Source organism: Aquiluna sp. (assembly GCF_965064355.1).
Window position 1 is genome coordinate 23,684 of record NZ_CBCHRQ010000003.1, and the last position, 23,889, is coordinate 47,572.

A 23,889-nucleotide genomic window follows, 5' to 3' on the forward strand; every position below is an offset into this window, starting at 1 on the left:
TTAGATTCTCCAAGTGGAAACCTATTCAGCTAGACACCTCTCGGTCCTTGAGGGCTTGGAGGCGGTTCGCAAACGTCCTGGTATGTATATCGGTTCGACCGATGCCCGTGGCCTCATGCACTGCCTATGGGAAATCATTGATAACTCAGTGGACGAAGCGCTTGCTGGGCACGGAAATTTGATCGATGTAGAAATTTTTGAAGACGGTTCTATCGAGGTGCGGGATAAAGGTCGCGGTGTTCCGGTAGACATTGAGCCCAGAACTGGCCTCAGTGGTGTCGAGGTCGTCTACACAAAACTGCACGCCGGCGGAAAATTTGGCGGCGGTTCGTACGCGGCGTCTGGTGGACTGCATGGTGTCGGTGCCTCCGTTGTAAACGCGCTTTCCTCACGTTTGGATGTTGAGGTCGATAGGAATGGCCAGACCTATGCGATGTCTTTCAAGCGCGGCGAACCGGGAAAGTTTTCGGGAGAAGGTCCAGAGGCGAAGTTTGAGCCTTTTATCGACGGTAGTGAACTAAGAACTTTCGGAAAAGTGGCCAAAGGCGTTACCGGCACGAGGGTTAGGTACTGGCCAGACCGCCAAATCTTTGAGGCATCAGCCGCCTTCTCGCTGGAGGATCTGGCAAATCGACTTCGCCAGACGGCATTTCTGGTGCCAGGTCTTCGATTGCAAGCCCATGAGCACTCCACCAATTCCAAGCTGGACTATAAGTTCGAGGGTGGCATAGCGGAGTACGCAGAGCATTTAGCCAAGGACATCGCTGTCATGCCTACCAAGCGCATCCAGTTCAAATCTTCGTTTGTGGAAACCGTTCCGGTCTTAGATGATACGAATGCAGCGATGATCTCTAAAGAGGTCGAACGGGAGTGCTCGGTTGATATCGCGCTTCGTTGGGGAAATGGTTTCGACACTGAACTTCGCAGTTTTGTGAACATCATTTCAACTCCGAAGGGTGGAAGCCACCAGGCTGGCTTCGAGCAGGCCCTTATGAAGTCCTTCCGAGCAGTAATTGACGCCAACTCCCGAAAACTAAAGGCGACCGGTCTCAAGATTGAGCGCGAAGACCTTTATGCGGGACTTACGGCGGTGCTGACTGTGAGCCTTCCCGAGCCTCAGTTTGAAGGACAAACCAAAGAAACCCTAGGAACCCCAGCAGTCAAGGCGATTGTCGCTAACGGACTCGGAGCCTGGCTTGATAATTACCTTGCCGGCACAGTCCGGGGCACCAAGCAAGAGGTTGACAACCTTCTTGAAAAGATCGTCAACGAGGCCAAGGCTCGCATAAGTGCGAGATCGGTCAAAGACACGCAGCGCCGAAAGAATGCCCTCGAATCTTCTTCGCTACCAACCAAGTTGGTGGACTGTCGAGCCGATGCCACCGCAGGGTCTGAGCTCTTTATCGTTGAGGGCGACAGCGCTCTGGGAACGGCGAAGCTTGCCAGGGACTCAAAGTTCCAAGCGCTATTGCCAATCAGAGGCAAAATTCTCAACGTTCAAAAGGCCTCGATTGCGGACATGCTCTCAAACACCGAGTGTGCTTCGATAATTCAGGTCATTGGTGGTGGGTCGGGCAGGACTTTCGACTTAGAGTCTGTGCGATACGAAAAGATCATTTTGATGAGCGATGCAGATGTCGATGGCGCACACATTCGCACGCTTCTTCTCACTCTGTTCTTCCGTTACATGAGGCCTTTGGTTGAGGCCGGCAGAGTCTATGCGGCAGTTCCACCGCTGCACCGAGTCATGGTTCAATCCGGTCGCTCAAAAGAGCCGATTTACACCTACAGCCAGCAAGAGCTCCACGACCTTTTGGCAAAACTTGAGAAGTCCGGAAAGACTTACCAGAATCCAATTCAGCGCTACAAGGGCCTTGGCGAGATGGATGCCGACCAGCTAGCGGAAACGACCATGAGTCCTGATAACCGAATGCTGAGACGTATCACCGCTAAAGACGCGCAGGCCGCGGATGAGATTTTCGAGCTTTTGATGGGCAACGATGTTGCACCTCGCAGAGACTTCATAGTTGACTCTGCGGATAGCTTTGACCGCGAAAAGATTGACGCCTAGAAGGCGCTGTCAACGTAGTCAGCAGCTGCTGTTCCCGAGCCATCTCTTCTTTGATCAACAGCCGGAGCCGCAATTGGCTTCTCGTCCAAGTCAAGAAGTATTGGACTTTCTTGCGCCAGACATGCGAAGTAGAGCTGGTCTTCACCTTTCAGGAACTTATGGCATCGAACACCCATCGCTCCTCTTCCCTTGCGCGGGTATGCGGCTAGTTGCGTTAGTTTGACCGAGCCGGCGTCTGTTCCGCCAAGTGCCATTGATGAATTTGAAACGGTGACAACGACTGAATCCTGGCTTGCTACTCCGAAGTAGATTGCTCTGGCGCTTGGAATGTTCATTCCCGCCATACCTGCTGCTGGTAGGCCCTGCGGTCTAACGCTAGAAGCTGGGAAGGCCAACAGGTTTGCTTCACTGGTTATAAAGACCAGCTCAGAGTCCTCGCCTGAAACGGCGACGCCAATCACCTCGTCCATTTCTTTGAGGGTAATAAGTGAAACCTCCTGCTTTTCAGGAAGCGGCCCACTAAATCGCTTTACGGTTCCTTGTGAAGTGCCAAGGGCATAGGTTGCTTCTTCGCGCCAACTTATGACTCCAACAACTCGGGTGTTCGAGACCCCGATAATCGATTCTGGCGTCGGAAGTTGGGGCGTTAGACCTGCGGTAGTAATCGGCAGGTCGGAAACGTGGACGGCATGGGCCACGCCATCGCTGGTGACAAGTCCAATATCAGAGCGAGTACTGGTGGCAATGACTCGCAATCTTGCCTCAATGGTGTCAACCGGGGGAGTGTTGGTTCTAAAAAGCTTTCCACTTGCGGTTACGCAGACGAAGGTTGGCTCATCTTCTAGCTGAGTTGCAACCGGAGCCTTTCTGACAACGACCATGCCAGACGCATCTATCAACTGCGTGCGCCGAGCGTCGCCATACTTTTCCGAAACTTCTTCAAGTTCTTTGCGAATCTGCTGCTTGATTCTTGTCTCAGAGCTAAGCAGGGCTTGCAGGGCCTCGATCTCTTTGCGGAGTTGGTCAGCCTCTGTCTCAAGTTCAATAACGCTGAATCTAGTTAGTCGGCGAAGTCTCAGCTCGAGAATGTGTTCAGCCTGCAGTTCACTGAGGTCAAAAACCTGCATTAGTCGCGCACGGGCACCATCGGCGGTGTCACTGGTGCGAATCACCTCGATGATTTCATCGATGTTGAGAACCGCAACCTGAAGTCCTTCAAGAAGGTGCAGTCTGGCATTTCTTCGATCCAGGCGGTTAGTTGATCTGCGGCGGACAACTTCCATGCGGTGCCCAAGGTAAACCTGAAGCAGTTCGATCACACCTAACTGCTGTGGGCGGCCCGCGACAAGGGCAATGTTGTTGATGCCGAAGGTTTCCTCCAATGGAGTGAACCTGTACAAGGCCTCAAGAACTGAGTCGGGATCGAATCCAGTCTTCAGCTCAATGACCAGCCTCAGGCCATTCTCACGGTCCGTAAGGTCAACCACATTGTGGATACCTTCGAGTTTCTTTGAGTTCACAGCATCGCGAATCTTGTCCACCACGCGTTCAGGTCCTACAAGATAGGGGAGCTCAGTGACCACAAGCCCGGTTCGGCGAGGACCAACGGTTTCAACCGCAACCTTGGCTCGAACTTTTATCGTGCCCTTACCCTGGCTGTACGCCTCCAAAAGGCCTTCGGCGATCAAGGCCACGCCGCCGGTAGGGAAGTCTGGGCCTGGCAATAGCTGCATGACTTCTGAAAGGTCCGCATCAGGTTTATCAATCAGCAGAACTAGAGCGCTAATGACCTCGCGGAGGTTATGCGGCGCCATATTGGTTGCCATTCCAACTGCAATACCGGCTGCTCCATTTACTAAAAGGTTCGGGAAAGCTGCTGGCAATACCTCTGGTTCACTGAGCTGTGCGTCATAGTTTGGCTGGAAGTCAACTACGTCCTCGTCAAGTGATTCATTCAGCAGTAGCGCTGCCGGTGCCAGTCGAGCTTCTGTGTATCTGGCTGCCGCAGGTCCGTCATCTAGTGAACCAAAGTTGCCGTGACCGTCAATTAAAGGAATGCGCAGGCTAAAAGGTTGAGCCATTCGAACCAGTGCGTCATAAATAGCGCTATCACCGTGTGGGTGGAGTTTTCCCATCACCTCACCGGTCACTCGAGCTGATTTGACGTGACCTTTGTCAGGTCGAAGCCCCATCTCTCCCATTTGGTAAACAATGCGACGCTGAACCGGCTTTAGCCCGTCTCTAGCATCTGGCAGTGCTCTGGAATAGATGACCGAATAGGAGTATTCCAGGAAGCTCTCGCGCATTTCTTTTGCGACATCAATGTCAACAATGCGTTCTTCTGGATTGGTCATGGTCCCTGATGTGTCAAACTTGAGTGTGCCCTCGACTCTACCTGTTGTTCCTAAAGCCCTAGGGAAGCTGCGGCACGTGTTTTCCTCCGGCCTGCTCGCTGTGCAGCGCAAGCCCAACCCTCTCAGCTTTAGAAGCTCAAAGCGAATCGTCTGTGTTTTAGTTGATGGACTGGGTGCCGAGAACATCCTTCAAAGATCCGGACACGCTCCTTGGCTTAGCGCACATGTGAAAGCCGGTGCTGTTTCTCACGCTGGATTCCCATCCACCACCAGCGCAAATATCGCCTCCTTTGCTACCGGGCTAACACCGGGGGAGCATGGGCTTATCGGTCACCAAGTTTTCGACCGGGTTTTTGACGAGAAAATCAACCTTCTTACCGGCTGGAACGAGCGGACGGATCCGATCGTCTGGCAGCCAAACCAAACCGTGAGTGAAATGGCATTTGCATCTGGCGTAGGTTGCCATGTCATTGGCCATGAAGAATATCGAAACACTGGCTATACCTTGGCGACCATGCGAAAGGCAGAGTACGTTGCGGCCGAGTCAATGGTTGATCGCTTTGATGCCGCTCGAAACATCCTTAACTCGCCAGGTGAATCGATCACCTACCTATACATTCCAGAGTTGGATAAATACGGTCACCGTTACGGTTGGCAATCGCCTGGTTGGGCGAACCTGCTGGAAGAGCTTGATGGACTGCTTTCCAAGTTCGCCGCGACGCTTCCGAAAGACTGTGCCCTGGTGGTAACTGCCGATCACGGGATGATCGATTCTGAACTGGATCAACACCTAGTGATAGACGATGCCGTCGAACAGGGTGGACTACTGGAGTGGTTTGGTGGCGACACTCGCGTTGGCTACCTCTATCTAAAGGACGCGTCGTTAGCCAAGGATCTCCAGCAAAGACTTGAACCCCAGAGTTCGCTCTATCAAGCTGTCTTGACGAAGGATGCAATTGCTGCCAATTGGTTTGGTCCGGTTGGTGAGCTAGCTAGCCAAAGGCTCCCCGAGCTGATGCTCCTAGCGCGATCAAACTTTACGCTGTTTCACAGTGTTTACTCCAAAAAGCGAAGCATTGAAATGATTGCCCATCATGGCGGACTCAGTTCGAACGAGCTGAGGATTCCGCTAATCCGCGTCGGAGTCTAGCGATCCAGTTCCGAGCACAATCTCATCCCAGCTCGGAAGGGCAGCTCGCCCCTTTGCCGAGTGAGGCTTGAGTTCTGCTGCATTCTGTTGGCGTCGAGCTCTGAGTTCCTGAACCAGGTCGTGGACAGAAGCCCCCTCAGGTTCATTTGCTTCCGCCGGCTCAATAGCTTGCACCGGTTCCGGAGCCTCTTCCCTTAAAGGAGCTTCGAAGATTGAATCGCGAATGCTTCCGGCCTTGCTAATCTTTCGCGCACTTTCGCCATTTGGCTCGATCACTCTGGAGCGAGGGTCGAAGAGCCAGTTATACGTGCCGACTCCCTTTGCAATAATTTCCCAACCAAGTTCTGACTTAATGGCCTTGAAGGTTGCACTTGGGTCTCCTGCAAGCACCATGTCTTCGAAGCGCTTCATGGTTGGACCATCAGGCAAAGTTGTGTTTAGAGCGGCGTCCAGTACGTATCGGATTTCGTCGAGTATCGGAAGCGCAAAGGGTTCTACGGCTGACTCCGGTGCGCCAAGCTTGGCTGCTACCTCGGAGAGAGAAAACCCAGCCCTAACTAGCTGTTGGACTTCTCTCGGTGTAAACGTAGGGTTCTCGGTCTGCTGAACCTTGCGGATTGCGTCGCGAACCTGATCATCCATAAGGGCTTGAGCGCGAATGCCATCTGACGTTTCAAACACCAGGTAATCACCTTCGCGAGACACGAACTTTAGCTCCATGATTTACGCTCCTTAGCCAAGAGTTTGGCAAAGCCGTGGCTTTTTGGCCTCTATTTCCTCGGTGAGTTGATTAAGTCTTTTCGCTAACGGCGAGCCTTATTTGCAAATCTATGACTTCTAGGGCAAGCTTCACGCCGAAGTAGAAGTAGAGAGGCGGCGCACATGGCAACAGATTACGATGCTCAGCGTAAAAATGATGACGACACCGAGTCCATTGACGCCATCAAAGAGCGCATCCCATCAAAGCCTTCAATTTCCGAGGATGATGTTGACAATGTCGACTCATTCAGCATTCCAGATGTCGTAAACGAAGAGCTTGAGGTATTGATTTTGCCTCAGCAGGAGAACGAGTTCACCTGCATGAACTGCTTCTTGGTGAAGCCGCAGTCACAAAAGGCCTCAAAGACCAAGCTTGGACTTATTTGCTCGGAGTGCGCTTACTAACTCACCCGATCTTCTGGTGCTTATCACCAGGTAGGGAGTTCGATCATCGGCATCCGTTATCTCCACTTTGACCGCAGTCTTGATATCTCCGCGAACTAGCAGCTGAGCCCTCGCGTCAAGTGACGGGCCAAGCTCATTTCTTAGATCCTTGGTTGGCACCTCGACAATTTCGCCGATTGCTGATAGCGGGATTGACATTTTTCCGGCAATCAACCGAACTCCATCAACAACTATCAGCGGGCTTAGCACCGATGCCAATACCAGACTTGTCACAAAGGTTATGGCTCCAAGAGTTATTGCCAGGGACCAACCAAAGGGAGCAGCAACTAGGGCAACCATCGGTGTTAGTAGCGAATATGCCAAATACATCCCGACCGATGGGTATAGGCGTTCTTCAAATTGCAGCGTTTGCACCTGAATAGATTACGCTCTAGGGGTGAGTTTCGAAGTCCTGATAATTGCCGAGCCTGGGTTCGAGCCTTTTTACGCAAAACCTGGCGATGCCGGTTGCGATCTGCGCTCAACCCATGAACTTGTGCTTGCCGCAGGTCAGCGCGCGCTGGTGAAAACCGGTATCCGAATCGCCATGCCTGATGGCTATGTTGGTTTAGTGCACCCAAGATCTGGCCTGGCAGCAAAACACGGAATTACTGTCTTGAATACTCCCGGGACTGTTGACGCAGGCTACCGAGGGGAAATAATGGTTACCCTTTTGAACACCTCAGCAGAAGACTTCCCAATTGCCGTTGGTGACAGGATTGCCCAGTTGGTGTTCCAAAAAGTTGAGCATGCAACCTTCGTTGCCGTCACTGAGCTCCCCGAGAGTACTCGTGGAGAAACCGGTTTTGGATCGAGCGGTAAGAACTAGTGCCAAAGATTGCACCATTGGATCGAGAATCAAACGGGCCGTTTGACATCTCTGAGATTGGCCTACTAACTCCTTACCTGGACTTCGATTCGATTCGGATCGCGCCAAAACCTGGCTTGATTGTCCGCGCTGATGTCGATGAAGTAAATAATCGCGTCGTGGCAATTACCTTGGAAGAGGATGGCCACAAGCTGCAGCTGCAAGCTTTTGCTGCCAGCAAGATTGATGGTCTTTGGGAACCCACTATGGCTGCCATCGAGAGCGCGGTTTTAGATCAGGGTGGTTCGGTAGAGCGCATTGATGGAGCCCTCGGTCCTGAGCTCAAGGCCGGTGTTCCCGTCGTGGAGGATGGCCTGCGCCTGCTCCGTGAGACCAGATTCTTGGGTGTGGATGGTCCGCGCTGGTTTCTGCGCGGAGTTCTGAGCGGTACTGACCTTTCGCATCCACCGAGATATCAATCTCTTGTTGATCTATTCAGATCGGTTTGTGTGTCTAGGGGGGAGACACCACTACCTCCCGGCGATCTATTGCCGCTTAGCATCCCGGTGCAGCAGTGAGTGATTCCGAACGCATAGCAAAAAAGCTGGGCGTCTCTCAAGGTGAGAACGGCCCCAGCATTTCGCGACAGTCGCTTTTGGGTGCCATTGGTGGCCCGTTAGGAATCGCCGAGTCGATTGCGCCGGCCTTTTCCTTCTCAGTTGTGTTTGCAGTTACCAAATCCGCTCTGGCAAGCGTTTGTGTTGCAAGTGCACTGGCTCTGCTGTTCGTCCTCATCAGGATTTTCAGAAAACAGCCGGTGACCCAGGCCGTTGCCGGAGCTCTCGCTATAGCCCTGGCGGCCTTCTTAGCCCTTCGTGATGGCGGAAACGCCCAGGATTACTTCGTGCCAGGTTTTATTACCAACGCTGCATACGGGTCGGTCTTATTGCTGTCGGTGCTTATTCGTTTCCCAATCATGGGATTTGTTGCCCAGTTATTGTTTGGTTTCGAGAACTGGCGTAAGAACAGGATTGTTTATCGCAGGGCGCGGCTTGTGACCCTTGTGTGGGTTGGCTTTTTTGGGCTGCGGCTCCTGGTTCAGTTGCCGCTTTATTTCTCCGCGCAAGTAGAGCTACTTGCCGCATCAAAGGTCGTGCTCGGCGCGCCAGCGTACGCGGGTCTGTTGGTGCTCACCTGGGTGATGCTTAAGCGCCTCAACACCCTAGAAAAGCAGTAAATTAGTCAAGGAAAACATCAGGAGATTCAGACATGAGCAACAGCTTCAATTCCGCTAAGCATCTTTCGGTTGGCGAAAAGAGCTACAAGTACTTCTCCATGCCTGAACTTGGTGTTGAAAAGCTTCCCTACAGCCTCAAAATTCTCTTGGAGAATATGCTTCGCACTGAGGATGGCGCGAACGTTACCCGCGATCACGTGAATGCTTTGGTGAATTGGGATCCAACCGCAGAACCGGACACTGAGATTCAGTTCTCACCTGCCCGCGTCATCATGCAGGACTTCACCGGCGTACCTTGCATCGTCGACCTAGCAACCATGCGTGAGGCAGTTGTTGCCCTCGGCGGCGATCCTCAGAAAATCAATCCGCTTGCTCCTGCCGAAATGGTCATCGACCACTCGGTCGTAATTGATGTCGCGGGAACCGCTGACGCAGCGGAGCGCAACGTTGAGTTTGAGTACCAACGCAATGCAGAGCGCTACCAGTTCCTGCGCTGGGGCCAGACCGCATTCGATAACTTCAAGGTGGTTCCTCCTGGAACCGGAATTGTGCACCAGGTAAACATCGAGTACCTAGCGCGCACTGTTATGACTCGCGAGGTTGACGGCGAATTGGTTGCTTACCCAGACTCCTGTGTCGGCACCGACTCTCACACCACCATGGTGAATGGTTTGGGTGTTCTCGGTTGGGGCGTTGGCGGTATCGAAGCCGAGGCAGCAATGCTGGGCCAGCCGGTGTCGATGCTTATCCCAAAGGTGGTTGGCTTTAAGCTCACCGGACAGATTCCTACCGGAGCTACCGCAACTGACGTTGTGCTTACCATCACCGAGGTTCTGCGCAAGCATGGCGTAGTTGGCAAGTTCGTAGAGTTCTATGGCTCTGGTGTGTCAAAGGTGCCTTTGGCAAACCGAGCAACCATTGGAAACATGTCTCCAGAATTTGGATCGACTGTTGCAATCTTCCCAATTGACGAAGTGACCTTGGATTACCTAAGGATCACCGGTCGCACCGAGCACGAGATTGCTTTGGTTGAGGCTTACTCCAAGGCGCAGGGATTGTGGCACGACCCAAGCATCGAGCCGGTCTTCAGCGAGTACCTCGAGCTCGACCTTTCAACCGTGGTGCCGAGCATCGCTGGCCCAAAGCGCCCTCAGGACCGCATTGAGCTAAGTAAGTCCAAGACCGCTTTCGATACCGCCATCAAGACCTATTCAGATGTGAAGTCAAAGCCTTCGAGCGTCCGTGGCCAGGATTACCAAATCGACAACGGTGCTGTGACTATCGCTTCGATTACCTCCTGCACGAACACCTCGAACCCATCTGTGATGCTGGCCGCAGGTCTAGTTGCTCGAAACGCCGTCGCTAAGGGTCTGAAGGCCAAGCCATGGGTCAAAACCTCACTAGCTCCAGGCTCCAAAGTGGTTACTGAGTACTACGAGAAGGCTGGGCTAACCGACGACCTAAACGCTCTCGGGTTCAACTTGGTTGGCTATGGCTGCACGACGTGTATTGGAAACTCAGGACCACTAGCAGAGGAAATCTCCGAGGCGATTAACCAGAACGACCTAGCGGTTACCGCCGTGCTTTCTGGAAACCGCAACTTCGAAGGTCGCATCAACCCAGACGTGAAGATGAATTACCTCGCTTCACCTCCGCTGGTTATTGCATACGCCTTGGCCGGAACCATGGACTTTGATTTTGATACTCAAGCATTGGGTCAAGACACTTCCGGTAACGATGTCTTCCTGGCTGATATCTGGCCTACACCTGAAGAGGTTCAGCGGACCATCGATTCATCGATCAACTCCGAGATGTTTACCACTCAGTACGCGTCGGTTTTTGAAGGTGACGCCCACTGGAAGTCGCTCCCAACCCCGAAGGGTGCAATCTTTGAGTGGGATGAGAAGTCGACCTATGTCAAGAAGGCTCCATACTTCGATGACATGCAGCTAAAGCCTTCGCCGGTTACCGATGTTTCAGGTGCCAGGGTGCTGGTCAAGCTTGGGGACTCAGTAACCACCGACCACATCTCTCCTGCTGGTTCGATCAAGGCTGATTCACCAGCTGGTCGCTACCTAACCGAGCACGGCGTTGCAAGGGTTGACTTCAACAGCTATGGCTCACGCCGTGGTAACCACGAGGTGATGATTCGCGGTACTTTCGCAAACATCCGCCTTCGCAATCAGCTGCTCACTGATGTTGAGGGAAGTTACACGCGCGACTTCACTCAGGGTGACGCCCCTCAGGCATTCATCTTTGACGCGGCTGAGAACTACCGCGAGCAGGGGACTCCACTGGTCGCACTAGCGGGCAAAGAATACGGCTCTGGATCATCTCGTGACTGGGCGGCAAAGGGCACCAGCTTGCTGGGTATTCGCGTTGTTATTGCTGAGAGCTTCGAGCGCATTCACCGCAGCAACCTAATTGGTATGGGTGTCTTGCCGCTTCAGTACCCAAAGGGCGAAACAGCAGATTCTCTAGGTTTAGATGGCACTGAGGAATTCAGCTTCGAGGGAATTCAAGTCCTCAACCACGGCACGACTCCAAAGACAGTGCGCGTAACCGCAAAGCCATCAGCTCACTCGGCAGCCGGCAAGGCAACCGTTGAGTTTGAAGCAGTTGTAAGAATCGATACACCGGGAGAAGCGGATTACTATCGCAACGGTGGAATCTTGCAGTATGTCTTAAGAAGCTTGGTTGCCTAGGAAGGCTTAGGCCACTTAGCTGGTTATTACTCACATGACGCAACTAGAGCGAATCTCACAGCCGAGAGACTTGGATGGATTATCCAAGGAAGAACTCCAGCAACTCTGCGCTGAAATTCGTGCCTATTTGGTTGAGTCCGTCTCAAAGACCGGAGGTCACCTAGGCCCAAACCTCGGTGTGGTTGAGACAACCGTTGCAATTCACCGAATCTTTGATTCTCCTAAGGATGCAATCGTATTTGACACTGGACACCAGTCTTATGTTCACAAACTGCTAACCGGCAGAAGAGATCTATCCAGCCTTCGTCAGAAGGACGGAATTGCTGGTTATCCGCAACGTAATGAGTCTGTCCACGACATTGTTGAGTCCTCACACGCTTCCAGCTCACTTTCTTGGGCGGATGGAATCTCCCGCGCCTTCAAGGCAACTGATCAGAAGGACCGCCACGTTGTTGCAGTCATCGGCGATGGCGCGCTAACCGGAGGAATGGCATGGGAAGCACTGAATAACATCACCGACGACAATGACCGCAATTTGGTAATCGTGGTGAACGACAACGGGCGCTCCTATGCTCCGACCATTGGTGGCTTAGCTAAGACTTTGAATGCAATTCGCACCGAGTCCTGGTATCGCAAGAGCTATTCACTTTCCAAGCGGATTTTCTACAAGATGGGATCGCTTGGTCGAGTGGTATTTGATTCTGTTCACGCCGCCGGTCAATCCTTTGCGGTTGACAGCCAAGCAAAGGGAATTTTCCCAAACCTCGACATCAAGTACATCGGTCCAATTGATGGTCACAATCTCCAGGACATGGAGACTGCGCTTCGACAGGCAAAAGACTATGGCGCCCCGGTAATCGTTCACGCGATAACCCAAAAAGGTAAGGGCTACGATCCCGCCATTTCAGATCTCGCCGACCAGTTCCACGCGGTTGGAAAAATCAACCCAGAGACCGGTCTAGCACTAAAGGCCTCAAACGGAACTAGCTGGACATCGGTCTTCGCCGATGAGGTGACCTCGATAGCGGAGGTCAACCCTCGATTGGTCGGTATCACCGGTGCAATGTTGATACCGGTGGGTCTTGATAAGTTTGCAGACCGCTTTCCAGATCGGGTATTTGATGTTGGTATCGCGGAGCAGCACGCTGTAACTGCGGCGGCTGGCATGGCTTTTGGCGGTCTTCACCCAGTTGTAGCGATTTACGCCACCTTCTTGAACCGAGCGTTTGACCAGGTTCTTATGGATGTTGCACTGCACAAGGCCGGTGTCACCTTCGTTCTAGATCGCTCGGGAATTACTGGCCCGGATGGCGCTTCCCACCACGGCATGTGGGACCTCTCAATCTTGCAGATAGTGCCCGGCATTCAATTGGCTGCTCCCAGGGATGAGAAGACCCTTAGAGAGCTGCTGAACGAAGCCTGTGCTGTCGAGGACGCCCCAACAGTTGTTCGCTTCCCAAAGGGCAATGTTCCGGGAGCGATTGCTGAACTGCGCAAAACCTCCGATGGAGCTGACGTGCTAGCTGAGGCAGCAGCCAAGGATGTTCTTTTAGTGACCGTTGGAAGTTTCGCGCAGACCGCCCTGGCAGTGGCTGAACTATTGGCAGCCCAGGGGATTGGTTGCACCGTTGTTGACCCAAGATGGATCTTGCCAATAAAACAGTCACTGGTTCAGATGGCACAAGCCCACCGACTTGTTGTCACATTGGAGGACGGCGTCAGAGTCGGTGGCTTTGGTTCAAGATTTAGACAGGAGCTTCGCGCCCACGGTGTCGACACCGGTCTAAATGAGGTGGGCATTCCTGCGGAGTTCTTAGAGCATGCCGAGCGTGACGAAATCCTTGAACGTCTAGGGCTTACCCCCAAGGCGATAGCTCGTGACATTGTTGCGCAGGTTGTTGGTTCGAAAGTCCCACACGCTAGGCCGATTGAGGCTGGGCTGCCTGCAGTAGACCCTTCTGAATCACTGTCGTAACTAGCTCAATCTGCCAGTCTCGCGCCCCAAAAGAACTCAGCTGCGCAGCTACGTCTTCCTGAGGCTCGAAGCAAACTCTTCTTAGGTAGTCGGGAGTGAGCAGGTTCTCAACAGGAATCTTTAGCTCTGAAGCAAGTTCCAAAACCATTGGCCGAACTACTTCGAGACGGTGGTGAGCCTCTGGGAATCTTCGCTCCCAACTCTTGTGGTTTGGAATCCCATTGCCTTTTTCTACTGGCTCAATTGAGATTTCCAAGCCGGGGGATTGAGCTATCGCGTCCCACCAAATCGAAAGCAGAGTCCTAGACGCCCGGCCCTGGAATTCCTTATTATTTGCCAGTTCACTTCGAGATTTGGGAGCTTGGTTCACAGCTGCCATGATCGATCGGTCTGGAATTAATCGTCCTGGAGCGATGTCCTTCTCAATCGCAATGCCATCTCTCACGGCATGCAGACTTGCGGCGATCTTTAGCTTTGGAAGGTCTTTTATTCGGCTCAACCCAGGTAATCCTCGCCAAGGCTCCTCAAGCGGGGGCTTTGGTTTGAAATCTAGTAGGTGAGTGAACTCTTGTTGCAGCCAGGTGGATTTCCCATATTCCTCGATCAGCTTCTCCAGCGCTTCCCAGAGTTCAAACATCACATCGACATCTAAAGCTGCGTAGTCGAGCATTTCCTGGGTGAGTGGTCGTTGTGACCAGTCAGCGGCTGAGTGTTCCTTGGCCAATTCGATTTCGAGCAGAACCTCGCATACGGACCCGAGACCTACTCGTTCCAGGCCGGCGATTCTCGCCGTCAGTTCGGTGTCGATAAGAGCGGAAGGGTGAAAGCCAAGTTCTGCCAGACAAGGAAGGTCCTGGGTGGCTGCGTGCAGTAACCATGTCTTTGAATTCAGTGGCGCGATTAGGTCCGCGAGATCGACATCGGAAACCGGGTCCAGTAGCCAGATTCCTTGATCGCGAATCGCGATCTGAATCAGGTATGCCTTTTGGCTGTAGCGGAAACCGCTCGCTCGCTCCGCGTCGATTGCCACCTGTTCAACCGCCTCAAGGGAGTTGATCAGAATCTGAAGCTCTTCTGCGCTGTCCACGATGCGGACTGGAAGCCTTGGCTTGTCTAACCTCAAGAAAGTCTCACTACCTTGGAATCTTTAGGGGGAAGGCCAGAGATAAGTGCCAGTAGCTCGACCCAGCCTTCTAGGTGCGCTGTTAGGTCAAAGTCCATCGGCGCCCATGACGCTCTAATCTCTAGCTCGGCGTGCTGGGGCTGAGCGATTAGCGAACCGTGTCCAGTTGACAGAACTGTGGTTGTGGTGCCGGCATCGTGCGCAAAGTTTGCACCTGCTTGCGTTAGTGAGTCTCTGAGCCATTCCCATGGCAGTGCCGAAAGGTAGTCATCCTTGGCCATTTCTAGCTCGATGGGACTCTTTGCGTATCCAATGATTCTAAATTCTGAGTTCCAGCCTTCAGGGTTGCTGGAATCCCTGCAGAAGACCAGACGTGAGATTCCGTGGTCGGTGGATGTTTCGTGATTTACCTCAGCGGCGATTGCGATCGCTTCGGGAGCAATACCCTGCGGCGAGGGAATTTGGCTGAGGGTAATTTCTGGTCTGGATTCAACCTTTCTAAACCCCTCGAGCATGCCAGCAAAGGTAGGGCTTAGAGAAGTGAGGTCGATTTCCACTTCGCAAATTTATCTGTCGAGTTGACTACTGCCCGGTTGCCACGCCACCAACCCGACGTAAAGGTCTTCTAGCGCAAGCAAAAGTGGTTTGACACTCAACTCGTTAGCCAGGGCTAGCACTCCGGACTTTTCTCGCGAACTGAGCAACAGCGCGTCCAATGCTTTGGCCTTCACAAGAGCGCTAATCCCGGTAATCCCGTACTCAACGTGGACTCGTTTATAGCCCTTCAACCTCAGGTCTGTGAGCGTCTGATGGTAGCCAAGATTCGACAGGATCAGCTTTTGCCCTTCTGGAGCCGAGAGCTTCAGCTCTTGGTTGGTTAGAACCGCAAGATCTGCGTATTTTGGAAACTTATAACTATCACTTCTAAGCGTCTTGCCGGTAGTGAGTATCACCTGGGACTTTCTTCTAAGTGCTACAAGTAGGGAGAGATCGGTTGAGTTTCCTAGGCCGGATGAGTTGCCCTCGCTGGAGACAGTATTGCCATTCTCATCGGCCACTAAAGATGCAGTGATCGGTAACCCCGATACCAGTTCAGCAAAGAACTCATCGGTCTCCACCGGGTAAAACCCAATCGAGTCAGTTACCTTGGGCAACGATTTCTCGAGTCTTGCGCTTGATCCTCGAGAGCATTCCACGCATACCTCTGACTCGTAGCGGTGAAATCAGTCGATCGAGTCCAAGCATCGATGGGAAGTCATCTGGAAGGTCCAAGATTTCCTGGGCACTCTGCCCATTCAGGGCTGAGCTGAGTACCGAGGCAAAGCCTCTAGTTGTCGGAGCTTCCTCTGGGGCGGAGAAGTGAAGCGAAACCCGCTCGAGGTTACCCTCAACTGCTATGAACACCGGTGATTGGCATTCTTCCACTCGCTCTAGTAGCTCAGGGTTGTCACCGAAACGAGTATCTAATTCTGGAAGCTGTTCACTGAACTCCAAAAGCAGCTGCAACCGATCTCGCTCCTCTAAGAAGATGAAATCATCGACTACTGCTTGGGCGTTGGAGTTCAACGGGCAAATACTCCAGGCTCTTCTCCCACGGCGATCGGAACGCCGACTAGGTTGCCCCACTCGGTCCACGAGCCGTCGTAGTTGCGCACATTCTTCACGCCGAGTAGGTACTTGAGCACAAACCAGCTGTGGCTTGAGCGCTCACCAATTCGGCAGTAGGCAATAAAGTCGTCGCTTGGGTCAAAGCCGGTCGCATCGAAGTAGATGTTTCTCAGATCAGAAACATCCTTGAAAGTTTCGTCTTCCAAAATCGCAGAGGACCAAGGGATTGATGCTGCGGTCGGAATGTGGCCACCTCTTGAAGCGCCCTCGTTTGGATAGTCAGGCATGTGAAGTCTCTCGCCGGTGTACTCGGGTCTGGAGCGCACGTCTACCAATGGCTTGCCAATGTGCTCGAGAACTTCGTTCCGGAAGGCACGGATGGTTTTGTCGTCACGTTCGATAACTGGGTAGTTGACAACCGCTGGAGCTGGGACGGCCTTGGTGATCTCTCTGCCTTCGGCTATCCACTTGGCGCGACCACCATTAAGAATTCGAACGTCCTCGTGGCCAAACAGCTTGATCACCCAAAACGCGTAGGTTGCCCACCAGTTCGAGCGGTCTCCATAGAGCACGATCGTGTCCTTGCGGTCAATGCCCTTGGCCTTCATAAGCTCGGCAAACTGAGAGCCGGTGAGGTAATCACGCTTGTCTTGGTCGTTTAGCTCTGTGTGCCAGTCAAGCTTCACAGCCCCTGGAATGTGACCAACTTCGTAGAGCAGGACGTCCTCATCACACTCAACGATCTTCACACTCGCGGAATTCTGCTGCAACCATTCGGTTGTAACTAGAACATCTGGGTGGGCATAACCGGAGATTCTCGAGGTTTCTGACATGACGATCCTTCTCTATTGTCTAAACTGGCGAATCTGGGAGGATTCAATTTGTTAGAACAGCGCATAACTGGTGCTAATTCCCTTCCCTCAATTGTCCCAGATTTATCACCCAATGAACTAATCAAACAACTTCTGCCTCCGCCAGAATTTGCCAAGGCGAGGTTCGAAAGTTACCGCCCTGATGCGAATTTCCCATCCCAGCAAGAGGCTGTTGAGATCTCTAAACAATTCGTAACTGGTAAACGAGCCAAACTCTTTGCAAAGACCTCCACTGCTCCAGGGATATACCTGGACGGCGGCTTTGGTGTCGGTAAAACGCACTTACTTGCCTCGATTTGGCACGAATTTCAGGGTCACAAGGCATTTGGTAGCTTCTTGGAGTACACCAGCCTGGTCGGTTATATCGGCTTCCAAACTGCCGTGAAGGAGTTCTCCAAGTTTGGGTTGATTTGCATAGATGAGTTTGAGCTCGATGATCCCGGTGACACCATGCTGATGTCACGCTTTCTCAAGGAACTCTCAGCGGTTGGTGTCAAGTTTGCAGCAACGTCTAACACCCCTCCAAACGCCCTTGGCCAAGGTCGATTTGCTGCCGAGGACTTCAAAAGGGAAATCCAAGGGCTAGGGGAGCGTTTCGAAATCATCAGCGTTGATGGCGAGGATTACAGACACCGCGACTCATCTGCAGAGTCCCGCAACCTCTCTATAAAAGAGCTTCAGGATTGGATCGGATATCAACCTGACCCAACAGCCATGAAGTTCAGTGAGTTACTGACCCTGCTTGGGCAACTGCACCCGACAAAGTTCAGAAGGTTGATTTCTGATGTTGGGTCATTCGCGATTTACGATGTCTTCCAACTAGAGGACCAGCTTGCAGCGCTTCGTCTTGTGTCGCTAGTAGATCGGCTCTACGAGCAGCAGATTCCAATTCGAACCTCCGGAGATATATCAGCAACCGAGGTTTTCTCCAGCACCATGATTTCTGGCGGATATCGGAAGAAGTACCTCAGGGCCGTTTCCAGAATCGGAGCGCTCTGTGAGCTCTACTGATTCTGAAGCTTTCGGTAGTGCTTTGATCTTGATTGGGCTACAGCAGCTCCAATCGTCATAGAGATCACAGACCCCAGCAGCACAGCCAGCGTCGCCTCAGCCGCCAGCTCCGGATAATCCTCAAATGCGAGCTTGGCCATAAGCATCGATACTGTAAAGCCAACACCGGCTAGTGCCGACAGCGCTAGGAAGTCCATCGTCGCCAGTTCCAACCGAGCTTCCTTGCTTGCAATTGCGTTTGCAATTAGAGCAAAAAGTGTTATTCCGATGATCTTGCCTAGTGGTAGCGCTACTAGTACGCCTAGGAAAACGTTCGAGGTCTGATCTGAGAACTCAGGCAGCGAGATCGCAACGGCAAAAAATGCGAATAACGGAAGCACCACTGAGTTAGTCCATGGCTGCATTTTTGCAATAAGGCCATGGGCGTTGCGCGCGGGAATCAGAAGGCCCATTGCCACACCGGCCACTGTTGGGTGAACTCCAGATTGCAGCACGAGGTACCACAGCACCAAAAAGCTCACCACACGAACCAGATTCATTGGCAAACGCTTGAATCGCTCAGCCAGGGCGTGAAGGGCTGCTACGGCACAAGCAAGTAACAGCCAACCGACCTGGAGGTCACTAGTGAAGAAGATCGCAATGAGCACTATCGCTATCAAGTCATCGAAAATTGCGAGGGCAAGCAGGAAGATGCGGGCCTGCTTAGGTAGCCCTCTGCCAAAGATCGCAAGAACACCCAGAGCAAAAGCGATGTCAGTGGCGGTAGGGATTGGCCAGCCTCTAATTCCGTCGGTTCCCGTGTTTAGCAGGGCGAAAATGACCGCTGGGACGATTACTCCTCCGAGGGCAGCGACGATCGGCACCAAAGCTGTAGATGGCTTTGATAGCACACCGCTTCGCAATTCGTACTTCAGTTCAAGACCTGCAACGAGGAAGAAGGTTGCAAGGAGTAAATCGCTAACCCAATGTTCGATGCTCAGGTTTATGCCCAGCGATTCGATTCCCAAGTAAAGGTTTTTGAAGTTGAGAAGCTGCTCACCCAATGGTGAATTTGCAAGCACAAGACCGGCAATCGCAGCCGCCATCAGAACCAGTGCAGCAGAGCGCTCACTCTTCATTGGTCCTCCATCTTTTTACAAGCCCGTAACAAAACTACGCACAAAGTCGAAACCTCGCTTAGTCAGAATGTGCTAACGAGCTCATTTGATTGACCTCGTCTAACTTTACGAGAGGGTAAGACTATGGATCAGGGAAACACTGCTTTCGTCCTGTTTTCAGCTGCATTTGTGTTGTTGATGACACCGGGCTTGGCGTTCTTCTACGGAGGACTGGTAAAAGCTAAGAGCGTTGTGAGCATGATGATGCTTTCATTCGGTTCGCTCGGCTTGGTAGCTGTGCTCTGGGTGCTTTACGGCTACGCGATTACCTTTGCTGACATCGACGATGCGGGCTGGGTGGGTATCCCTCACATTATTGGAATTGACACCAACGCAATCGGCCTCACAGCTCAGGTTGCAGAGGCGGCCGCCCCGGTTGGTGCATTCCCTGAACTTGCTTTTGTTTCCTTCCAGGCCACATTCGCAATCATTGCGGTAGCCCTAATCTCTGGCGCGGTTGCTGACCGTGCGAAGTTTGGCGCTTGGATGGTCTTCGCAGGCCTCTGGGCGACCCTGGTTTACTTTCCAGTGGCCGGGTGGGTCTTCAACTTCATCCCATCGGACCAGGGTGGATGGATTGTCGACAAGCTCGGTGCAATTGACTTTGCAGGAGGCACGGCGGTCCACATCAATGCGGGTGCAGCAGCACTTGCTCTAGCGATCGTGCTTGGAAAGCGTTTTGGCTTCTCCAAGGGAATCATGCAACCCCACAACGTGCCATTGACTCTTATTGGTGCTGCTCTTCTATGGTTTGGCTGGTTTGGCTTCAACGCTGGTAGCGAGCTAGCAGCCGATGGAGTTGCCACCATAGCTTTCATCAACACAATTGCTGCACCTGCTGCCGCGATGCTGGGATGGATCACCATTGAGAAGATCAAGCACGGCAAGGGAACAAGCGTCGGCGCTGCTTCTGGTGTTGTCGCGGGTCTGGTGGCGATTACTCCAGCTTGTGCATCGGTTGATCCGATCTGGGCAATTGCACTTGGCGCGGTAGCCGGCGTTTTATGTGCTTTGGCAATCGATCTAAAGTTCAGCCTTGGGTTCGATGACTCTCTCGACGTTGTGGGAATCCACCTTGTGGGTGGCCTAATTGGAACCCTTTGGATCGGTGTCTTTGGCAACGGAGTTGGACTTGCTTTTGGATACGGCTGGGAGCAGCTTGGAATCCAGGCCATTGGTTCGATTGCGGTTCTGGTCTACAGCTTCGTTGTGGCGCTGTTAATCGGTTACGCCATCGAAAAGACAATTGGGTTCAGGGTCAAGGCTGAGGATGAGATCGCCGGCATCGACAACGTGGTTCACGGCGAATATGCCTACAGCTTCGGATCGGACAAGGGTTAGTCAAGCTGTTTTAGCGTTCTAGGGCAGAGCTAGGACTTGGAAACTAAGTTGCGAGGATTTCACACCGAGTGGGATTTTGTGTCATAATTTCCTAGTTCTGTTCACAGAGCGTGCGGATGTAGCGCAGTTGGTAGCGCACAACCTTGCCAAGGTTGGGGTCGCGAGTTCGAGTCTCGTCATCCGCTCTCTAGCACCTAAGTACAGACGGTGAAGTGGCCGAGAGGCGAGGCAGCGGCCTGCAAAGCCGTGTACACGGGTTCGAATCCCGTCTTCACCTCTCAGCAACAACCCGGGCGATTGGCGCAGTGGTAGCGCGCTTCCCTGACACGGAAGAGGTCACTGGTTCGAACCCAGTATCGCCCACCAATTCTTTTGGCATTCCCTCTTTGTTTACGCTTAATTCACTGGGAATGCTTATTTTCTAGGCATGAAGACTAGATCCCTGAAAATACTTACCATCGTTGCAGCGTTAGCGCTGACGTTCGGAGTGGCGCAGACCCCTTCGCAGGCGAACACCTACGCCTCCCCAACTGCCCCAGAAGTTCTTGACGTCGTTCCAGCTGTTGGAGGCGTCAAGGTGTCGTGGAAGCCAGTTACCGCACTACCAAAGGTTTCCCACTACATCATCAGTGGTGGACCTGGATCCTGCCCGATCATGGTGCCAGCGTCTAAGACTTCAGCGGTTATGCCGGTGCTATCCATGACTGATGTCGACGTGAAGGTTCAGGCCGTGAACGAGTACGGGCTATCAGCTTCTAACTTCTTCGGAGTTCCTGCGACTCCAAAATCCAAGGCCTCGAGTAATTTTAAATCAGTTCAGCTCCTGCAGCTTTCTGACTTCCACGGTGCTCTCGAGGGAACATCTGCTCTTTTCGGAGCCGATGGCTTGGCGGGTCAATTCGCCCTAGAGCGCATTTCAGTTCCAGCGACTATCGCGATGACCTCTGGAGATAACTTCGGTGCAGCTCCTCCTATCTCTTCTCAGTTTGAAGAACTGCCAACCATTGAAACCCTAAACGCAATGAAGCTTGATGTTGCAGGGTTTGGAAACCACGAGCACGACCGCAACCTAGAGCACCTTCGCAAGATGATGGTCAATTCAAACTTCCAGTGGATTGCGAGCAATTACTCCTCGCTAGCTGGCCTAAAGCCAACAGCCGCAAAGAGCGCGAAGAGCTTCACCATCGTCAACAAGGGCGGGGTAAAGGTTGGATTTATCGGCGTCAACACCGCCCAGACCAAAGAGCAGGTGTTCCCAGGTAACTTGAACTTCACCGTTGGTGGGACAGTCCAAGAGATTGAAATCCAAGCCTCTCCAGCCAAGATTCAAACGGCCATCGACGCTGCAAAGAAGGCCGGAGCTGACGTAGTCGTTGGACTTATTCACGAAGGATTCAGCCAGTTCGAAGATGGTAAGGCAACTGGACCGCTAGTGGACTATGCCAAGTCGCTCAAGGGCCTGGCTGCAATCTACGGTGGTCACTCTCACCTGACCTACAACGCGGTGGTAAACGGCGTAACTGTGGCTCAGACCAAGAATGCGGGCGCTGAATACACCAGAACTCAGCTCTGTGTTGACACAAAGGCAAACAAGGTCATCGGTTCTGCGGTTGAACTCGTTACCCGCGCATCGGTACTCATTGTTCAGCGTGACGCAGCAGCGACTGCAATGGTTGCAGGCTACAAGGCGCAGCTGACTGCAAAGATGGACGTAAAGGTTGGAACAGTTGCGGATCGCACTGCTCGCGGTGGAAGCCCCGCCGTTGAGCGCAGCGGAGAGCAGGCGTTCGGAACTTGGCTTGCTGACTATGTGAAGTCGAAGTACAAGACCGATTTGGTATTGCTAAACGGTGGCGGAATTCGCGACACATTCCCAGCTACCACCTACCTGCCAGCTGACACCACTCTTCGTCGTCCAACATCAAGCGCGAGCGTAATCGGGCCATGGGATGTCACTCTGGGTGATGCCTACACCGTGAACCCGTTCGGCAACAACTACGCAACCACCACCATCACAGGAGCACAGTTGTGGGCGGCGCTAGAGAACGGTGTGAGCAACTACCCAACCGACGGACGATTCCCGCAGGTTGCCGGTATGAAGTTCACCGCTGATGTGACCAAGCCAAAGGGTGAGCGCGTAACCAAGGTCACCCTGACAGACGGCACTGCCATTGCTAAGGACTCCACGGTCTACACCATCGCAACCCTGGACTTCCTTGGTTACGGTGGCGATGGCTACACGCAGTTCAGTGTTCCGAAGCTACAGATCCGCGATCGCGATGCAGATGTCGTGGTGGAGGCTCTGCGCGCGGATATGGCCGCGGGTAAGGTCACCGTTATGAAGACTGACGGGCGAATCACAATCATCAAGTAGTAAGTGACAAAGCGGGGGGTGGGTGACCACCCCCGCTTTGCATTTAACTGATTCTTAGGCCTTTAGCTTTAGCACCCTCGCGGTGTCAGCAAGTATCTTCTTTGCTAGCTTGGGATCGGCATTTAGCTTTTTACCTAATCCAGGAATCGCCTTCTTCAAAGCCTCAAACCAGCCGCTCGACTCCTGCGGATACATTCTTTCGATTACGTCGAGCATTACTGAGACTGCAACCGATGCGCCAGGGGAAGCCCCAAGCAGCCCGGCTATAGTGCCGTCCTTGGCTGCAATAACCTCTGTGCCGAACTGCAAGGTGCCGCCACCTTTGGAAGGCTTTATCACCTGAGCACGTTGTCCAGCTTCGTAAAGCACCCAATCCTCAGCCTTAGCTCCCGGTACAAATTCGCGAAGGCCTTCTATTTTTTTGTTTCGGGACTTTGTAACTTCCTTGATGAGGTAGGTGACAAGATCAAAATTCTTGAGTGCAACGCTGAGGTATGGAATGAGGTTTTTAGGTCTGAGTGAAAGCGGGAGGTCCAAGATCGAACCGAACTTTAGGAACTTAGGGTTTAGGCCGGCAAAAGGGCCAAATAGCAGCGAAGTCTTACCATCCACAACCCTGGTGTCGAGGTGTGGAACGGACATTGGGGGAGCGCCTACCTGTGCCTGGCTGTAAACCTTGGCCTGGTGCTTTGCGACAATCTCGGGATTGTCTGTGCGAAGAAAATGCCCTGACACTGGGAATGTGCCATACCCATCAATCTCGGGTATGCCGGCGCGCTGCAATAGCTTCAGCGCCCAGCCACCTGCGCCAACAAATACTTTGTCTGCGCGGACAAAACGCTGATAGTTCTCGCCCCCAAGAGAGAGCTGCCATGAGCCATCTTGGTATTGGTAAAGGTT

The 23,889-nt window shown here is 52.9% G+C and carries 21 protein-coding genes and 3 tRNA genes; 14 read left to right on the forward strand and 10 right to left on the reverse strand.

All coding sequences use genetic code 11. The features are described 5' to 3' along the window. The first annotated feature begins 13 nt into the window (after positions 1-13). Positions 14-2,071: a DNA gyrase/topoisomerase IV subunit B gene (locus tag AC128V_RS00665; protein WP_482762756.1), complete on the forward strand. Its 2,058-nt coding sequence runs from the start codon at positions 14-16 to the stop codon at positions 2,069-2,071. On the opposite strand, the gene AC128V_RS00670 is transcribed toward AC128V_RS00665, so the two are convergent. Then, positions 2,068-4,425, reverse strand: a complete 2,358-nt coding sequence (locus tag AC128V_RS00670; RefSeq protein WP_482762757.1) for a DNA gyrase/topoisomerase IV subunit A — start codon at positions 4,423-4,425, stop codon at positions 2,068-2,070. The two genes, AC128V_RS00665 and AC128V_RS00670, sit on opposite strands and share 4 nt — an antisense overlap. 76 nt (positions 4,426-4,501) lie before the next feature. Between AC128V_RS00670 and AC128V_RS00675 the strand changes: the two genes are divergently transcribed. Next, positions 4,502-5,575 carry an alkaline phosphatase family protein gene (locus AC128V_RS00675; protein WP_482762758.1) on the forward strand — a complete coding sequence of 358 codons (1,074 nt, stop codon included), beginning with the start codon at positions 4,502-4,504 and terminating at the stop codon, positions 5,573-5,575. Here AC128V_RS00675 and sepH read toward each other — a convergent pair. Then, the gene (gene sepH / locus AC128V_RS00680; protein WP_482762759.1) at positions 5,555-6,295 is read right to left on the reverse strand and encodes a septation protein SepH; all 741 of its coding nucleotides are present in this window, start codon (positions 6,293-6,295) and stop codon (positions 5,555-5,557) included. The genes AC128V_RS00675 and sepH overlap by 21 nt on opposite strands. A 162-nt stretch (positions 6,296-6,457) precedes the next feature. On the opposite strand from sepH, the gene AC128V_RS00685 reads away from it, so the two are divergent. Beyond that, complete coding sequence (locus AC128V_RS00685; RefSeq protein WP_482762760.1) at positions 6,458-6,739, forward strand: DUF4193 family protein; 282 nt, start codon at positions 6,458-6,460, stop codon at positions 6,737-6,739. Here the strand turns inward: AC128V_RS00685 and AC128V_RS00690 are convergent. Beyond that, positions 6,695-7,153, reverse strand: coding sequence for a DUF3093 domain-containing protein (locus AC128V_RS00690; RefSeq protein WP_482762761.1), 459 nt, complete (start codon positions 7,151-7,153; stop codon positions 6,695-6,697). The genes AC128V_RS00685 and AC128V_RS00690 overlap by 45 nt on opposite strands. 22 nt (positions 7,154-7,175) lie before the next feature. On the opposite strand from AC128V_RS00690, the gene dut reads away from it, so the two are divergent. The 5 genes from dut to dxs are packed head-to-tail and all read left to right on the forward strand — an operon-like array spanning position 7,176 to position 13,503. Then, on the forward strand, positions 7,176-7,607 hold the full coding sequence (gene dut, locus AC128V_RS00695) for a dUTP diphosphatase (RefSeq protein WP_482762762.1): 432 nt from the start codon (positions 7,176-7,178) through the stop codon (positions 7,605-7,607). Positions 7,608-7,624: 17 nt separating this feature from the next. Continuing rightward, positions 7,625-8,164, forward strand: coding sequence for a DUF3710 domain-containing protein (locus tag AC128V_RS00700; protein WP_482762763.1), 540 nt, complete (start codon positions 7,625-7,627; stop codon positions 8,162-8,164). Then, complete coding sequence (locus AC128V_RS00705) at positions 8,161-8,823, forward strand: DUF3159 domain-containing protein (RefSeq protein WP_482762764.1); 663 nt, start codon at positions 8,161-8,163, stop codon at positions 8,821-8,823. Before AC128V_RS00700 ends, AC128V_RS00705 begins: the two co-directional genes overlap by 4 nt. 32 nt (positions 8,824-8,855) lie before the next feature. Next, entirely contained in the window at positions 8,856-11,528 is a 2,673-nt protein-coding gene (acnA, locus tag AC128V_RS00710; protein ID WP_482762765.1) for an aconitate hydratase AcnA, read from the forward strand. A gap of 34 nt (positions 11,529-11,562) precedes the next feature. After that, positions 11,563-13,503 carry a 1-deoxy-D-xylulose-5-phosphate synthase gene (gene dxs, locus AC128V_RS00715; RefSeq protein WP_482762766.1) on the forward strand — a complete coding sequence of 647 codons (1,941 nt, stop codon included), beginning with the start codon at positions 11,563-11,565 and terminating at the stop codon, positions 13,501-13,503. Here the strand turns inward: dxs and AC128V_RS00720 are convergent. Genes AC128V_RS00720 through AC128V_RS00740 form a run of 5 tightly spaced genes read right to left on the reverse strand, consistent with a single transcriptional unit; the run spans position 13,448 to position 17,067 of the window. Beyond that, positions 13,448-14,626: an HRDC domain-containing protein gene (locus AC128V_RS00720; RefSeq protein ID WP_482762767.1), complete on the reverse strand. Its 1,179-nt coding sequence runs from the start codon at positions 14,624-14,626 to the stop codon at positions 13,448-13,450. The genes dxs and AC128V_RS00720 overlap by 56 nt on opposite strands. Continuing rightward, complete coding sequence (locus AC128V_RS00725; RefSeq protein ID WP_482762768.1) at positions 14,623-15,183, reverse strand: DUF3000 family protein; 561 nt, start codon at positions 15,181-15,183, stop codon at positions 14,623-14,625. Before AC128V_RS00725 ends, AC128V_RS00720 begins: the two co-directional genes overlap by 4 nt. A 9-nt stretch (positions 15,184-15,192) precedes the next feature. Then, the gene (locus tag AC128V_RS00730; protein ID WP_482762769.1) at positions 15,193-15,780 is read right to left on the reverse strand and encodes a hypothetical protein; all 588 of its coding nucleotides are present in this window, start codon (positions 15,778-15,780) and stop codon (positions 15,193-15,195) included. Beyond that, the gene (locus AC128V_RS00735; RefSeq protein ID WP_482762770.1) at positions 15,764-16,192 is read right to left on the reverse strand and encodes a SufE family protein; all 429 of its coding nucleotides are present in this window, start codon (positions 16,190-16,192) and stop codon (positions 15,764-15,766) included. The genes AC128V_RS00730 and AC128V_RS00735 overlap by 17 nt, the downstream gene beginning before the upstream one ends. After that, positions 16,189-17,067 (reverse strand): sulfurtransferase, encoded by an 879-nt coding sequence (locus AC128V_RS00740; RefSeq protein WP_482762771.1) that lies wholly within the window; start codon positions 17,065-17,067, stop codon positions 16,189-16,191. The genes AC128V_RS00735 and AC128V_RS00740 overlap by 4 nt, the downstream gene beginning before the upstream one ends. A gap of 15 nt (positions 17,068-17,082) precedes the next feature. Between AC128V_RS00740 and zapE the strand changes: the two genes are divergently transcribed. Beyond that, complete coding sequence (zapE, locus tag AC128V_RS00745) at positions 17,083-18,117, forward strand: cell division protein ZapE (protein ID WP_482762772.1); 1,035 nt, start codon at positions 17,083-17,085, stop codon at positions 18,115-18,117. On the opposite strand, the gene nhaA is transcribed toward zapE, so the two are convergent. Further along, complete coding sequence (gene nhaA / locus AC128V_RS00750) at positions 18,111-19,235, reverse strand: Na+/H+ antiporter NhaA (RefSeq protein WP_482762773.1); 1,125 nt, start codon at positions 19,233-19,235, stop codon at positions 18,111-18,113. The genes zapE and nhaA overlap by 7 nt on opposite strands. Positions 19,236-19,358: 123 nt before the next feature. On the opposite strand from nhaA, the gene AC128V_RS00755 reads away from it, so the two are divergent. The 5 genes from AC128V_RS00755 (at position 19,359) to AC128V_RS00775 (ending at position 22,989) form a co-directional block, all read left to right on the forward strand. Beyond that, entirely contained in the window at positions 19,359-20,615 is a 1,257-nt protein-coding gene (locus tag AC128V_RS00755) for an ammonium transporter (protein WP_482762774.1), read from the forward strand. Positions 20,616-20,727: 112 nt separating this feature from the next. Beyond that, positions 20,728-20,800 (forward strand) — tRNA-Gly (locus tag AC128V_RS00760). A gap of 21 nt (positions 20,801-20,821) precedes the next feature. Continuing rightward, positions 20,822-20,892, forward strand: a tRNA-Cys gene (locus AC128V_RS00765). 14 nt (positions 20,893-20,906) lie between these two features. Further along, a tRNA-Val gene (locus AC128V_RS00770) sits at positions 20,907-20,981 on the forward strand. 61 nt (positions 20,982-21,042) lie between these two features. Beyond that, positions 21,043-22,989, forward strand: a complete 1,947-nt coding sequence (locus AC128V_RS00775; protein ID WP_482762775.1) for a bifunctional metallophosphatase/5'-nucleotidase — start codon at positions 21,043-21,045, stop codon at positions 22,987-22,989. A 54-nt stretch (positions 22,990-23,043) separates the two neighbouring features. Here AC128V_RS00775 and AC128V_RS00780 read toward each other — a convergent pair. Next, positions 23,044-23,889, reverse strand: an 846-nt coding sequence (locus AC128V_RS00780; protein ID WP_482762776.1) for a malate:quinone oxidoreductase, incomplete at its 5' end; no start/stop codon positions are given.